The organism is Sphingobium sp., from assembly GCF_035511395.1.
Taxonomy (GTDB): Bacteria; Pseudomonadota; Alphaproteobacteria; order Sphingomonadales; family Sphingomonadaceae; genus Sphingobium.
Genome location: NZ_DATKFP010000212.1, coordinates 1 through 13,157, shown reverse-complemented (window position 1 = coordinate 13,157; position 13,157 = coordinate 1). Strand labels below are relative to the sequence as shown.

The 13,157-nt window shown below is 64.6% G+C and carries 14 protein-coding genes; 8 read left to right on the top strand and 6 right to left on the bottom strand.

Annotated elements, in window-relative coordinates; translation table 11 throughout:
- The 6 genes from VMR39_RS14795 to VMR39_RS14770 form a co-directional block, all read left to right on the top strand.
- A partial coding sequence (locus VMR39_RS14795) for a CusA/CzcA family heavy metal efflux RND transporter (protein WP_325416738.1) occupies positions 1–2,678 on the top strand: 2,678 nt, incomplete at its 5' end.
- A complete protein-coding gene (locus tag VMR39_RS14790) occupies positions 2,671–2,970 on the top strand; it encodes a DUF3240 family protein (protein WP_021246260.1) in 300 nt (99 codons plus the stop codon). The genes VMR39_RS14795 and VMR39_RS14790, both read left to right, overlap by 8 nt.
- Positions 2,970–4,208: a TolC family protein gene (locus VMR39_RS14785; protein ID WP_021246259.1), complete on the top strand. Its 1,239-nt coding sequence runs from the start codon at positions 2,970–2,972 to the stop codon at positions 4,206–4,208. Before VMR39_RS14790 ends, VMR39_RS14785 begins: the two co-directional genes overlap by 1 nt.
- Before the next feature lie 60 nt (positions 4,209–4,268).
- Positions 4,269–4,667: a DUF2946 family protein gene (locus VMR39_RS14780; protein ID WP_021246258.1), complete on the top strand. Its 399-nt coding sequence runs from the start codon at positions 4,269–4,271 to the stop codon at positions 4,665–4,667.
- A 109-nt stretch (positions 4,668–4,776) separates the two neighbouring features.
- A complete protein-coding gene (locus VMR39_RS14775) occupies positions 4,777–6,969 on the top strand; it encodes a TonB-dependent receptor (RefSeq protein WP_096362195.1) in 2,193 nt (730 codons plus the stop codon).
- A 6-nt stretch (positions 6,970–6,975) separates the two neighbouring features.
- Positions 6,976–7,692: an energy transducer TonB family protein gene (locus VMR39_RS14770; RefSeq protein ID WP_021690801.1), complete on the top strand. Its 717-nt coding sequence runs from the start codon at positions 6,976–6,978 to the stop codon at positions 7,690–7,692.
- Here the strand turns inward: VMR39_RS14770 and VMR39_RS14765 are convergent.
- The 6 genes from VMR39_RS14765 to trxC form a co-directional block, all read right to left on the bottom strand.
- The gene (locus VMR39_RS14765; RefSeq protein WP_021246255.1) at positions 7,686–7,937 is read right to left on the bottom strand and encodes a hypothetical protein; all 252 of its coding nucleotides are present in this window, start codon (positions 7,935–7,937) and stop codon (positions 7,686–7,688) included. The genes VMR39_RS14770 and VMR39_RS14765 overlap by 7 nt on opposite strands.
- A 25-nt stretch (positions 7,938–7,962) precedes the next feature.
- A complete protein-coding gene (locus VMR39_RS14760) occupies positions 7,963–8,823 on the bottom strand; it encodes a class I SAM-dependent methyltransferase (protein ID WP_021246254.1) in 861 nt (286 codons plus the stop codon).
- A gap of 28 nt (positions 8,824–8,851) precedes the next feature.
- Positions 8,852–9,640, bottom strand: a complete 789-nt coding sequence (locus tag VMR39_RS14755; RefSeq protein ID WP_021246253.1) for a sulfite exporter TauE/SafE family protein — start codon at positions 9,638–9,640, stop codon at positions 8,852–8,854.
- 4 nt (positions 9,641–9,644) lie between these two features.
- Positions 9,645–10,565 carry an MBL fold metallo-hydrolase gene (locus VMR39_RS14750; protein WP_021246252.1) on the bottom strand — a complete coding sequence of 307 codons (921 nt, stop codon included), beginning with the start codon at positions 10,563–10,565 and terminating at the stop codon, positions 9,645–9,647.
- Between the two features lie 71 nt (positions 10,566–10,636).
- Positions 10,637–11,281 (bottom strand): peroxiredoxin, encoded by a 645-nt coding sequence (locus VMR39_RS14745; protein ID WP_021690804.1) that lies wholly within the window; start codon positions 11,279–11,281, stop codon positions 10,637–10,639.
- 209 nt (positions 11,282–11,490) lie between these two features.
- On the bottom strand, positions 11,491–11,934 hold the full coding sequence (trxC, locus tag VMR39_RS14740; protein WP_021246250.1) for a thioredoxin TrxC: 444 nt from the start codon (positions 11,932–11,934) through the stop codon (positions 11,491–11,493).
- A 106-nt stretch (positions 11,935–12,040) separates the two neighbouring features.
- On the opposite strand from trxC, the gene VMR39_RS14735 reads away from it, so the two are divergent.
- Together VMR39_RS14735 and VMR39_RS14730 are read left to right on the top strand one after the other, a co-directional pair.
- Positions 12,041–12,706 (top strand): peroxiredoxin, encoded by a 666-nt coding sequence (locus VMR39_RS14735; RefSeq protein ID WP_021246249.1) that lies wholly within the window; start codon positions 12,041–12,043, stop codon positions 12,704–12,706.
- Positions 12,703–13,077, top strand: a complete 375-nt coding sequence (locus VMR39_RS14730; RefSeq protein ID WP_031291857.1) for an ArsR/SmtB family transcription factor — start codon at positions 12,703–12,705, stop codon at positions 13,075–13,077. Before VMR39_RS14735 ends, VMR39_RS14730 begins: the two co-directional genes overlap by 4 nt.
- The last annotated feature ends 80 nt before the right edge of the window (positions 13,078–13,157 follow it).

Below are 13,157 nucleotides of genomic sequence, written 5' to 3'. Positions count from 1 at the left end.
TCTCGACGCCCCTGTCCGACGTCTACATGTTCACGATCGAAGGGCCGCTGTCTCTCCAGCAGAAACGCGAACTGCTCGACTGGACGATCCGCCCGGCGCTGCGCACAGTGCCCGGCGTCGCGGACGTGAACGCGCTGGGCGGCTATGTTCGTACCTTCGAGGTCCGGCCTGATCCGGTGGCGCTGGCGAGCGCGAAGCTCTCGATCTCCGATCTGCGCACCGCGATCGAAAGCGGCAATCGCAATGACGGCGCGGGGCGCCTGACCGATGGCGAGGAATCGCTGATCGTCCGGGCCGTGGGCGCGATCCGCAGCGTGGAGGATCTGCAAACGCTGGTCATCGCCAGCCGGGACGGCCGCATCGTCCGCCTGGGCGACGTCGCCACAGTCGGCACCGGCAGCCTCACCCGCTATGGGGCGGTGACGCGCGGCGGCAAGGCCGAGGCGGTGGAGGGCCTGGTGATCGCGCTGCGCGGCGCGGATGCGCGGGCGGTGGTCGATGGCGTGCGGACGCGGCTTGCCGGGCTTCAGCACAGCTTGCCCGCAGGCACGCAGATCCATGTCTTCTACGATCGCTCCGATCTGATCGGGCGCGCGGTCGGCACGGTCGAGGAGGCGCTGCTGGAAGCGACCGTGCTGGTCGTCGTGCTGCTGATCCTGTTCCTCGGCGACTGGCGTGCGGCCACGATCGTCGCGGCGACCCTGCCGATGGCCGCGCTCATCACCTTCCTGTTCATGCGCGTCATGGGGCTGTCCGCGAACCTCATGAGCCTCGGCGGGCTCGCCATCGCGATCGGGATGCTGGTCGACGGCGCGGTGGTGGTGGTCGAGAATGTCGTCGAGCGCCTGAGCCATGCCCAGGGCGAGGACACGCCCCGACTCAACCACGTATTCCGCGCAACCAGCGAGGTGATCGTGCCGGTGTCGGCGGGCATCGTCATCATCGCGCTCGTGTTCCTGCCCCTGCTTTCGCTGCAGGGGCTGGAGGGCAAGCTGTTCGCGCCCGTCGCGCTCACCATCGTCTTCGCGCTCGCGGGCTCCCTGCTGCTCGCCCTGACGCTGGTGCCGGTCCTTGCCTCCTTCAGCCTCAGGAGCGGCCATCATGGTGAGCCATGGATCATGCGGCAGATCGGCCCGCGCTACCAGGCGCTGCTCGACGCGGCGTTCGCGCACAAGAAGCTGGTCTATGGTCTCTCCGCCACCGGGCTGGTGCTGGCGGGCCTCGCTTATGGCGCGGCCGGGAAGACCTTCATGCCGACGATGGACGAAGGCTCGGTGATCGTGCAGCTTACCAAGCTGCCCTCGATCAGCCTGGACCAATCGGTGGCCGGCGACATGGCGGTGCAGCGCGCGCTCCGCACCGTGCCGGAGGTGGAGGACGTGATCGCCCGCGTCGGCTCCGACGAGATCGGTCTCGATCCGATGGGACCGAACGAGACCGACAGCTTCGTCCAGTTGAAGCCGCGCTCGCAATGGCGCGGGGACAAGGATTTCGTCGTCGGGGAAATGCGCAAGGCGCTGGACGGCCTGCCCGGTATCCAATCGAGTTTCACCCAGCCGATCGAGATGCGCGTCTCGGAGATGCTCACCGGCGCGCGCGGCGATCTAGCGGTCAAGATTTTCGGGCCTGACACCGCAACGCTCGCCGAGCTCGCGGGTCGGATCCAGGATATCCTGTCCGGCATCCACGGCTCATCGGAGGTCCTGACGGTCGCCAACGACAATGTGGACTATCTCCAACTCGACATCGACCGCGCGGCGGCGGGGCGGTTCGGGATGCCGGTCGACCAGTTCCAGGACGCGCTGCGCGCACAGGTCGAGGGCGTGCGGTCCGGGGTCGTGGCCGAAGGTCAGAAACGCATTCCGATCGTCATTCGCGGTGACGACGGCATCCGGAGCGATCCGGCCCGTTTCGCCGACCTGCAATTGCGCACGCCCGATGGCACGCTGGCGCGTGTCAGCGACATGGCGCGGGTGGAGCGCACGCAGGGACCGGTGAAGCTCGATCACGAGAACGGCTCGCGCTTCGCGCTGGTGCAGGCCTTCGTCTCCGGCCGCGATCTGGTCGGCTATGTCGATGAGGCGAAGGCGCAGGTCACCGCCAAGGTACGGCTACCGGCAGGCTACAGCATCGTCTGGGGCGGTCAGTTCGAGAACCAGCAGCGCGCATCGGCCCGGCTGATGATGGTGGTGCCCGTAGCGCTGGTGTTGATCTTCCTCGTCCTGCTGGCGGCGCTGCGCTCATTGCGCGCCGCGCTGCTGATCCTCTCCAACATCCCCTTCGCGATGGTCGGCGGGCTGATCTCGCTGTGGCTGTCGGGCGAGTATCTCTCGGTCCCGGCGTCGGTGGGGTTCATCGCCCTGCTCGGCATCGCCGTGCTCAATGGGTTGGTGCTGGTGGCCTATTTCCGCCAGTTGCGCGCCGACGGGGTGGGTATGGCCGAGACCGTGCGCCTGGGCGCGCAGCGTCGGCTGCGACCGGTGCTGATGACTGCCGGCATCACGGCCTTCGGCCTCGTCCCCCTGCTGTTCGCCAGCGGGCCGGGGTCCGAGATCCAGCGGCCGCTCGCGATCGTGGTGATCGGCGGCCTCATTACCTCCACTTTGCTGACGCTGGTCCTACTGCCGATCCTGTTCGAGCGCTTCGGGGAAAGCGCCGGGGAGGCCGCTAATGCCTGACCTGCTGTTCACCCTCCATTGCGCCACCCGCGATACCGAGCTTCTCGTGGACGCGATCCGCGCCGTCTCCCCCACGCCAATCCATGTCCGCGGGGAAGCTGTGCGAGGTCGCGATTTTGGCGATGCGGGAACCGCCGAGCGCGTGTCGGGCGAATTGAAGCGTTCGACGCTCGAACTGATCGTGAGCGCAGACGCGGTGCCCGACCTGCTCCGCACCGTAAAAGACGCGCGGCGCGATCTGCCGGTCCGGTGGCGCACGACGCCCCTGCTCGATCATGGAAGGATCGCCTGATGCGGATCGTACTCGCCGCTCTCGGCCTTCTGACGGCCGCGCCTGCCCTGGCCCAGCATACCGATCTGCCGCCTGCCGACAAGGTCAACGAAGCGCTCGACAATCACCCCAGCGTCGCCGCCGCAATTGCGCGCGTCGAAGCCGCACGGGCACGCGGCGATATGCTGCGCAAAGGCCCCCACGAAGTGACGGTGAGCGGCAGCTACATTCGCCGAACCGTCGATCGCGAAGGCGGGTTCGACGAATTCGATACGACAATCAGCCGCCCATTCCGCCTGCCGGGCAAGGCCGCGCTCGACCGCGAAGCCGGTGCGCTCGGCATTGAGGTCGCGGAAAACCAGATGGAGGATGTCCGCCATCAAACCGCGCTGCTGCTGGCCGGCTATTGGCACGACTGGCTCACTGCGGGAAGCCATTATCGCAACGATCTCGACAGCGTCCGCGGGCTGGAGGAGGCAATCGCCGCCATAAAGCGGCGGGTCACGCTGCGAGACGCCGCCCAACTCGACCTCGACCAGGCGCAGGCGGCGCTGGCTCAGGCGCGCGCGCAGGCCGCATCGTCACTCTCGCTGCGCGAACAGGCGCGCGTGACCTTCGCAGCGTCCTTTCCGGAAATCCCGCTCCCCTCCGAACCACCAGAACTGGCCGACCCCATGCTGCCCGCCCAGGGGCTGGAAGCGATGCGCGACCTGGTAATCGAGCGCAGTCACGAGATCCGCGCCGCCGACAAGGAAGCGCAGCGTCTGAACGTGACTTCGCGTCGGGTGCGAGCGGATCGCATCGCAGACCCGAGCTTCGGCGTCCGCCTGTTCAGCGAGCGCGGCGGCGCGGAAGCCGGCGCGGGCGTGGTGGCTTTAATCCCGCTCGGCGGTGGCTATCGCAGAGCCGCAGCCGATCAGGCGTCAGCCGAGGCCAATGCCGCGCGCATGGAACTCGCGGCCGTGCAGCGCAGCATCGAGGCGACCGCCAATGCCGACCTTTCCAACGCGCACACCCGGCTCGATGCCTGGCGCAATGCCGACGCTTCGGCGCGCAGCGCCGGCGACGCCGCCGAAAGGACGGTGCGCGGTTACCAACTCGGGCAGATCGACCTCTCCGATATGCTCTATGCCCGCCGGCAGGCCAATGACGCGCGCCGAATGGAAATCGAGGCGCGCTCCGAAGCCGATCGTGCTCTGCTCAAGATCCAGATCGATTCCCACAGCATCTGGGCACCAGATGAAGCGGGGCACGACTAGCTAACATACGGCAAGCAAACATTCTCGACATGAAACGAGCCTGCACTTAGAGGATGCTGCGTGACCGAAGCTCGCAAATTCCTTGTCCGGCACCATTGGCTGTGCGCGCTCCTGCTAGGCGCTGCGCTGCTCGTGAAGGCGTTGGTGCCGGCGGGTTTCATGCCGGTCGTCTCGAATGGCGTGATCCTGGTCCAGCTGTGCTCGGGGCAAGGGCCTCAGAAGATCGCAATCAAGTTGCCGAGCAAAGGCGGCGAGCAGGACCATGACGAGCACAAGAAGGCGGAAGCGCCTTGCGCCTTTACCGGCCTGTCCTCGCCATCGCTCGCGGCCGTCGATGCGCTGCTCCTAGCCGTCGCCCTCGCCTTCATCCTCGCAACGGTTTTTCGGCGTCCAAACCGCATAGTCCTCCGGCGCGGCACCTATCTGCGCCCGCCGGCGATCGGTCCTCCCACCACCTGATTCCTTCGACATTCCCCGTTGATGGGCGCCCCTCGCCGGGGCGCCGCATGTGAATCAGGATTCCGACATGACGATTATGCTTGATTCCGCGCATTGCGCGGCAACCACCATGCCTGCCTTCGCTCGCTCCACCAGCAAGCAACCAACTTTCAAGGTTCGCCTCGCCGGGAGCTTCGCTTTTCCCGCACTCGTCGCTGTGCTGGCGGGCGCCCCCATCTCGCGAGCCTTCGCCCAGGACGGGACGCCGCTGCCAGAGGTCGACGTTAGCTCGGCGAGCGAGGCGGGGTCGACGGTTTCGGGTGAGCGGCTTTCCCCCTCGCGCCTGCGCGACCTTCAGGTCGGCTCGAGCGATACCGCAGCGATCCTGCAAAGCGTACCCGGCGTCAGCGGCTATGGGGCCGGGGGCTTCTCGACCTTGCCGGTGATCCGGGGCCTTGAAGCGCAGCGCTTGACCGTGCTGGTCGACGGCGTGGCGATTGCCTCGGCCTGTCCGAACGATATGAATCCGCCCCTGTCCTACACCGATCCGCAAACCGTGAGCGCGATCGACGTCATTACCGGCGTTTCGCCAGTCAGCTATGGCGGCGACAGCATCGGCGGGATCATTCGCGTCGAGAGCGCTCCGCCCCGCTTTGCGAAACAGGGCGAAACGCTGCTGACCGGCGAAGCATCGGCCTTCTATCGAAGCAATGGCGACGGGTTCGGCGGCGCGCTGTCCGTGACGGCCGCAAGCGACAGGCTCAGCCTGACCTATAGCGGCTCCTATACCCAGGCCGGCAATTTCAAGGGCGGCGGCTCGCTGGGGGGCGTGCGGTCCAGCGAATATGCCAAGACCGACCACAGCCTCAATCTCGCAGCGCAAGTCAGCAACGGCCTGATCGAGCTGAAAGGCGGCTATCATTTCACGCCCTATGAGGGTTTCCCGAACCAATATATGGACATGACGTCCAACAAATCATGGTTCCTGAACGGCCATTATGCCGGCGTCTTCGATTGGGGCAATCTCGATGTGCGGGCGAGCTGGCGCGACACCGACCACGTCATGAACTTCCTCGCCGACAAGGGCGGGACCGCGACCGGCGGGATGCCGATGAACACGGAGGTCCACAGCGCGAGCTATACCGTCCAGGCGGATATATTGCTCGGCGGCGGCACGCTGCGCCTGGGCAGCGAATTCCAGCATCAATGGCTCAACGACTATTGGCCGCCCGTTGTGGGCAATATGATGATGGGGCCGAATGCGTTCATCAACGTCAACGGGGCCAAGCGCGATCGGCTCGGCACCTTCCTCGAGTGGGAAACGCGCTGGGATAGCGGTTTCTCCCTCATCGCCGGCATCCGTAACGATCAGGTCTGGATGAACACCGGCAAGGTCGCGCCCTATGGCACCGGCATGATGCAGATGGCCGATGTCATGGCGGCAGCGGCGTTCAACAAGGCCGACCGCAAGCGCCACGACAGCAATTGGAGCGGCAGCCTGCTGGTCCGCTACGCGCTTTCGGACGGGGCGGATATCGAGATCGGCTATGCCCGCAAGGTTCGCTCGCCCAATATCTACGAGCGCTATAGCTGGGGCCGGGGCAGCATGGCGAGCCGCATGATCGGGTGGTTCGGCGACGGGAACGGCTATGTCGGCAACCTCGACCTTCGCCCCGAAAAGGCCGATACGCTGAGCGCCGCCCTGGCCATTTCCGGAGGCGGCAAGGATGGCTGGTCGTTCAAGATCGCGCCCTATTACACCCATGTCGACGAATATATCGACGCCGTTAAGCTGGCGGACTTCACCGACATGATGGGCAGTCCGACCGGGTTCGTTCAATTGCAGTTCGCCAACCAGAAGGCAGAGATCTACGGCATCGACATATCGGGCGCCGTGCCGCTATGGTCATCGTCGTCGGCCGGCACCGCGCGTCTGACCGCGCGCGCGAGCTGGCTGCACGGCCAGAATCTGACCGACCACGCACCGCTCTATCACCAGATGCCGTTCAATGCGGCGCTGAGCCTCGAGCATCGGATCGGCGGCCTCGAAACCCGGATTGACCTCGACATCGTGACGGAAAAGGATCGCGCCGATCCGACCCGCAACGAACCGCGGACGGGCAGCTACGCGCTGCTCAATGTCCAGCTCGCCTATCGCATCGACAAGGTTCGCCTGACGCTCGGCGCCGACAATCTGTTCGACAAGGCCTATTATGCTCCGCTTAGCGGCATGTCGCTCGGCGATCTGAAGGCGACCGGCGTGCGCCGCCCGGTTCCGGGCCGGGGGCGATCGGTCAACGCCGGGATCACGATTGCGTTTTGAGCGCCCATGCTCCCGAACTCGCACGACATGAACGAGGAGCCGAGGGCAGGCTATGGCCAGCCCTCGGCCTGGTCGCAGCGCCTGGGCGCGGGCCTTGCCGCCGCGTCATGCTGCCTGCTGGTGCTAGTGGCGCTCAATGCCAATCTATCGGGACGGCTGCGAATGACGCAGCCTGTGCAGGTGAGCCGCTTCCGGTTGTTTACCCCGTCGCCACCGTCACCACCGCCTTCAACGTTGTCGCGATCGCGGACAGACGAGGCCCGCCTATCGCCGGAGCGGCGCCCTGCGCACCCGCCTGAGCTGGCTACGACGGGAGAAAGAGGCGGACCAGCTTCGTCGCCTATACCCGCTGCTCCAGCAATCGCCTCTCCGTTCGCTGTCGCGCCGGTAAGCAGACCGCCCGCGCCGGAACCCGAGGTCGCGCCGCCGCAAGCCCAGGATGATAAGAAACAGTCCGCGCTTGCGGCCTATCAGCGCCAGCTCTGGGCGCGAATAGCCGCGCGCAAGCCCGCGGGGATCCACCTCGACGGGGTCGCAACGGTCCGCTTCATCGTCGGGGCTGACGGCGCGCTGATTGCCGTCGAGCTGGCCGGCAGCAGCGGGAATGCCGCGCTCGATCGCCTGGCGCTCCGCACGGTGCGCAATGCTGCTCCTTTTCCAACACCGCCTATGGGCGTGGAAAGCGAGCAGTTGGTCTTTACGATACCATTCAGCTTTCATTGAGGCCGCATGGCGGACGAGGATGGCTCGATCGTCAATAGGGCGACGCGCACACGTTCCAGAAACAAAACACGGTGATCGTCGCGAGCCTTGATGGGAGCCTGCGCCTCATCGACAAGAGCCTGTCCGGCACGTTGCCCATGCGTCTCGATCAGTGCGAGCGCCGCCGCTATTTCCTCGGAATTGGCAGCGTCACCATCGGATGAACCTTTCCCCGGAAGCCGAAGCGATAGCTTCTTGCGCGCCATATTATCACCCTTTTCTTGAATGCTCTCAGGCCCGTGCGCTCACCAGCCAGGCCTTCGCCCCCATATGAACGCCATTCTCATCGCAATGGCGCTCGAACAGCTCGACAAGATGCTGGTGAATGGCCTTGCGTACCTCTGCCCCGTTCTGTCGAACAAGATCGCCGATCTGCATCCCCTCAAGCACGAAGCGAGCGGCGCTCTCGGGATCACTGCCGGGGCCGCCCACGCGCTGCTCACCTGTCCAGGCATCGAATCTGACCTCGCAGAAACCCGCGCTTTGGAGAAGGTCGATCACATAGTCCTGCTCGCCGAGCGCGAATGGTCCCGGCGCGCGCGACTGCGGCGTCGGCAGGTCCATATGCTCCTTGATGATGCCCATGACACTAAGCTGCCACGGATTGTCAGCGATGGGCGCCCAGACAGCGATGTCGAGCCGCCCGCCATCGCGCAACATCCGGCGCAGATTGGCGAAAGCGGGATAAGGCTCAGCGAAGAACATCGAACCGAAGCGCGAGAACAGCCGATCGAACGGCGCTTCTTTCGGCATCGCAGTGGCGGCATCGCCCTGCTCAAAGCGGATATTGGCAAGGCCCGCGCGCTGTGCCCGTTCCCTGGCCATCCCCACCAGATCGGGTGAGATGTCGAGGCCGAGCACAAATCCGGTGTTGCCGACGGCCGTGGCGATCTGCCGCGTGGTCCAGCCACCGCCGCATCCGACATCGACCACCGTTTCGCCGAAGTTGTATGCGGCCTGGGCAAGCAACGCCCTGCCGATCGGCTCGATCATGCTTTCGAAGCGGTCGAGCTGGGCGAGCCAACGCATGCCCGCCTGGCCGGCCCAATCGTGCGCGGCCAAACCTTCCCTGTTCTCCCCAGCATCGTTCATCGATGTATTCCCATCGTCGTTACAAGAATCAGCCCAGGATCGCGGCGGTGCTTTGCCACAGCATGTAGGCGGCAACCGCAAAGATCAGCAGTGCGAATATCGTATTGAGCACCCCCTTGTGCGCCGACAGCCGCCGAGAGAGCGCCGCGCCCACAAGGCCGCCGATGACGCCGCCGGCGATGAACGCCGCAGCAAGCCCCCAATCAACCAGGCCGGAAAGGGCATAGTTGAGCGCGGCAGTCAGACCAAAAGCGGTGACGGCGACCAGCGACGATCCGACGGCGTTGCGCATCGGCATCCCGGTCGAAGCCATCAGTCCCGGCACGATCAGGAAGCCCCCGCCGATGCCGAAGAACCCGGAAAAGAGACCAGTGGCGGCCCCATAACCGATCACCTTGGGCGCATTCTCGCGCCGGCATTGGACATCGGGATTGCCGGGATCGCCCCGGCTTTTTAGCATCAGCCCGCCAACCAGGACCATCAGCAGAGCGAACAGGAACAGCAGCTTCTGTCCATCGAACGCTTTACCGAGTGTCGATCCGGCATAGGCGCCGGCGACACCAGCAGCGGCGAACATGCCGGCGCAACGCCATTTGATCGTCCGCTGGCGCGCGTGGGGAACGAGATTGGCCCCGGCATTGGCGGCGACCGCCAGCGCGCTGGTGCCGATCGCGACATGCGGCGAGGCGACGCCGACCAGATAGACCATGAGCGGGACGGCGAGGATTGAGCCCCCACCGCCCACCAGCCCCAGCGTGAATCCGACGAGCGAGCCCGATCCGGCACCAAGCAGATATTGGATGGGTTCGAGTGCCATGGCCTTACAGCGCGTTTATCGGCAGCTTGAGGTAGCGCATGCCATTGTCTTCCGGCTCGGGCAGGTGGCCGCCGCGCATGTTGACCTGGATGGACGGCAGGATGAGGCGCGGCATCCCGAGCGTCGCATCGCGCGCCTCGCGCATGGCGACGAACTGGTCCTCGCTCACCCCGTCGCGAACATGGACATTATGCTCTCGCTCCTCGCCGACCGACGTTTCCCAGGCATAGGTATCGCGCCCGGGGGCCTTGTAGTCGTGGCAAAGATGAAGGCCGGTCTGATCGGGGAGCGACAGCAGGCGGCGGATCGACCGATAAAGCGTGCGCGCATCGCCGCCCGGGAAGTCAGCGCGGGCCGTGCCGTAGTCGGGCATGAACAGCGTGTCGCCGATGAACGCCGCATCGCCGATCACATAGGTCATGTCGGCGGGCGTATGGCCCGGCACATGCAGCGCGATCGCCTCGATCGAGCCGACCCTGAAACGGTCGCCGTCATCGAACAGCCGGTCGAACTGCGAGCCGTCGCGAGCAAAGCGCGTTCCCTCGTTGAAGATCTTGCCGAAGACCTCCTGCACGGTGAGAATATGGCGACCGATCGCCAGCGTGCCGCCCAGCTTCTCCTGAAGATAGGGCGCGGCCGACAGATGGTCGGCATGGGCGTGCGTCTCCAGCAGCCATTCGACCTCGAGCCCTTCGCTCCGGATATAGTCGATCACCTTGTCGGCCGACGCGAAGGAGGTGCGCCCCGAAGCCGGATCGAAATCGAGCACGCTATCGATGATCGCGGCCTTGGCCGTGGCGGGATCTGAGATGACGTGGGTCACGGTAAACGTGTCCTCGTCGAAGAAGCTGCGGATGACCGCGGGCCGCGCATTACTCGCGGCCTCGACGATGCGGGTGGCTTCACGGATTTGCGGGTCGGCCATGGGCCTTGTCCTTTCCTGTCTGGCCCGGCGTACCGGCTTCGCACTTGGGACGCGAAGCCGGCCCAGCTGCCTCAGAGGGTCTTCTTGCTGAAATACCAATCGGTGTAGTCGTAACCTTCGTCCTTGCGGGCCCTGGCGGCTTCAGCCGTCGCGGGCGGCAGCACGATCACCGGCTCGCCGGGCTGCCAGTTTTCAGGCGTCGCCACCTTGTTGGCGTCGGACGTCTGGAGCGCGGTGAGCAGGCGGACGAATTCATCGACCGAGCGGCCGTTCGACATCGGATAATAGACCATCGCGCGGACAATGCCTTCGGGGTCGATGATGAAGGTGGCGCGAACGGCCGAGGTGTCCGAGGCACCGGGATGGATCATGCCGAAGGCCTTGGCGACGTTCATCGACAGATCGTCGATAATCGGGAACGGGATCTCGACGCCGAACTTCTCCTCGATGCTGCGCATCCAGGCGATGTGCGAATGCACCGAGTCGATGGAGAGGCCCAGCAGTTCGCAGTTGAGCGCCTTGAAGCGGTCGGCGGCCTTGGCGAAGCCCATGAATTCGGTCGTGCAGACCGGCGTGAAGTCGGCGGGGTGGGAAAAGAGAACGAGCCACTTGCCCTTGTAATCGTCGAGCGAGCGTTCGCCGTGGGTCGTCTTGGCCTTGAAGGCAGGCGCGGGTTCGTTGATCCGCGGCATGGAGGGAGTGACCTGGTCTGTCATTTTATCGTCTCCTGTGACTGAGTGAGTGACAGATATTGAATACACATTTCTATTAATCGTGATAACACGATAAATCTAATTCCTTTGATCGGATTTTTCAATCACTTCTGCAATCGGCCGAATTAGGCCGGATTCGCAGCGCACGGGACCAGAGGCGCGAACACGTCAAAGCATCGTTTATGCTAAGTATGGGGTCATCACACCCCGAATCAGGCGGTGACGAGCGCCTGCCTTGTCCAGGCGACGAGTCGCGCACGGTCCATCGCCCCGGCCTGTCGGGCGACCTCGCGGCCACCCCTGAACAGGATCAGCGTCGGAATCGACTGAATGCGGTAGCGCCCGGCAATACCCTGCTCAGCTTCGGTATCGACCTTCAGGAGCCGGACATGCGGCTCCAGCTCCGCAGCGGCCGCCTTGAACGCCGGCGCCATGGCGCGGCAAGGTCCGCACCAACTCGCCCAGAAATCGACGAGAACCGGCAGGCTTCCGCGACCTACATGCCGATCGAATGCCGCCTGGTCGACATCGACCGGCTGTCCCTGGAAAAGCGGCATTCCGCATTTCCCGCAAATTGGCGCCGCGCCGATCTTCGCTGCAGGAACGCGGTTGATGCTCGCGCAAACCGGGCAGGCTACCAGCGGGACATCGGACATGCGCTTCTCTCCTGTGGAACGCCAATACCGCTTAATCGTTTACCCGCATGATGTAACCGTGTAAGGGAGAGGGTTCAAGACTTGCCTCTCTGCAGGAGTGAGAAAGTTGAACTCGAACGCAGACGACAATGCCGTGTGCTCCCCTATCCAGATCGGCGATCCCGCGCCTGATTTCCGCGCCCGCACGACGATGGGCGACATGACCCTGTCCGGCCATCGCGGCCGCTGGGTACTGCTGTTCTCTCATCCCGCCGATTTTACGCCGGTTTGCACCAGTGAATTCGTCGCCCTCTCGCGCGCCAGCGATCGGTTCAAGGCGCTCGGCTGCGACCTGGTCGCGGTGTCGGTCGACAGCCTCTATTCCCATCTCGGATGGATCAGGGCGATCCGCGAGCATTTCGGCGTGACCATCGCTTTCCCGATCGTCGAAGATCCCTCGATGGTGATCGGCCGCGCCTATGGAATGCTCGCGGACAACGCCCCCGACGCGGCCACGCTGCGCTCGACCTTCTTCATCGACCCCGAAGGCATTGTCCGCGCCAAGCTCTGCTATCCAGCCACCATCGGGCGATCGGTGGAGGAGCTGCTTCGAGTCCTGACCGCGCTGCAACGGGTCGACAACGACAACGTAGTGACCCCCGAAGGCTGGCATCCCGGCGATGACGTGCTTCTTCCGCCCTATCAGGACCAGCACGGTGCGCTCGATGCGGCGGGCGATGGCTGCTGGTTCCACCGCACGCAGCCCGACAAGCATGGGAAAACAGGCAAGTGATGACTTTCACCGATACGCAGCTTGAAGAGGCTGCCAGCGTCCTCAAGGCGATCGCCCATGACGTCCGCCTGAAGCTCCTGCGGACGCTCCTCGAACATGGCGAGAAGTCTGTAGGCGAACTCGAAGCCCTCACCGGCATCGGTCAACCGGGCCTGTCCCAACAACTCGCAATTTTGCGCAAGGCGGAACTGGTTCAGACGCGCCGCGATGCGAAACTCGTTTTCTATAGCATCGTATCGGCCAATATGGAGGGAACAGCGGAATTGCTATGCGCTCTAGCGGGAACTCCGATAAATAGAGGAGACACTGCCGCGAAAACAAAGCGACCTTTTCCCCAGGGATCGGTCGCTACCTTCGCCAAGATTTTGTGACGATATTGTCCTGGACGATGTCTACGAAGAAAGTTCTGAACATCATCGCTGCAACGTTAGAGAGCATTTCGAGGCTTGTG

Excerpts from the sequence above, each read along its gene's own strand:
- VMR39_RS14790 (WP_021246260.1), top strand. The coding sequence starts at position 2,671 with ATGCCTGACCTGCTGTTCACCCTCCATTGCGCCACCCGCGATACCGAG.
- VMR39_RS14785 (WP_021246259.1), top strand. The coding sequence starts at position 2,970 with ATGCGGATCGTACTCGCCGCTCTCGGCCTTCTGACGGCCGCGCCTGCC.
- VMR39_RS14775 (WP_096362195.1), top strand. The coding sequence starts at position 4,777 with ATGCCTGCCTTCGCTCGCTCCACCAGCAAGCAACCAACTTTCAAGGTT.
- VMR39_RS14770 (WP_021690801.1), top strand. The coding sequence starts at position 6,976 with ATGCTCCCGAACTCGCACGACATGAACGAGGAGCCGAGGGCAGGCTAT.
- VMR39_RS14765 (WP_021246255.1), bottom strand. The coding sequence starts at position 7,937 with ATGGCGCGCAAGAAGCTATCGCTTCGGCTTCCGGGGAAAGGTTCATCC.
- VMR39_RS14760 (WP_021246254.1), bottom strand. The coding sequence starts at position 8,823 with ATGAACGATGCTGGGGAGAACAGGGAAGGTTTGGCCGCGCACGATTGG.
- VMR39_RS14755 (WP_021246253.1), bottom strand. The coding sequence starts at position 9,640 with ATGGCACTCGAACCCATCCAATATCTGCTTGGTGCCGGATCGGGCTCG.
- VMR39_RS14750 (WP_021246252.1), bottom strand. The coding sequence starts at position 10,565 with ATGGCCGACCCGCAAATCCGTGAAGCCACCCGCATCGTCGAGGCCGCG.
- VMR39_RS14745 (WP_021690804.1), bottom strand. The coding sequence starts at position 11,281 with ATGACAGACCAGGTCACTCCCTCCATGCCGCGGATCAACGAACCCGCG.
- trxC (WP_021246250.1), bottom strand. The coding sequence starts at position 11,934 with ATGTCCGATGTCCCGCTGGTAGCCTGCCCGGTTTGCGCGAGCATCAAC.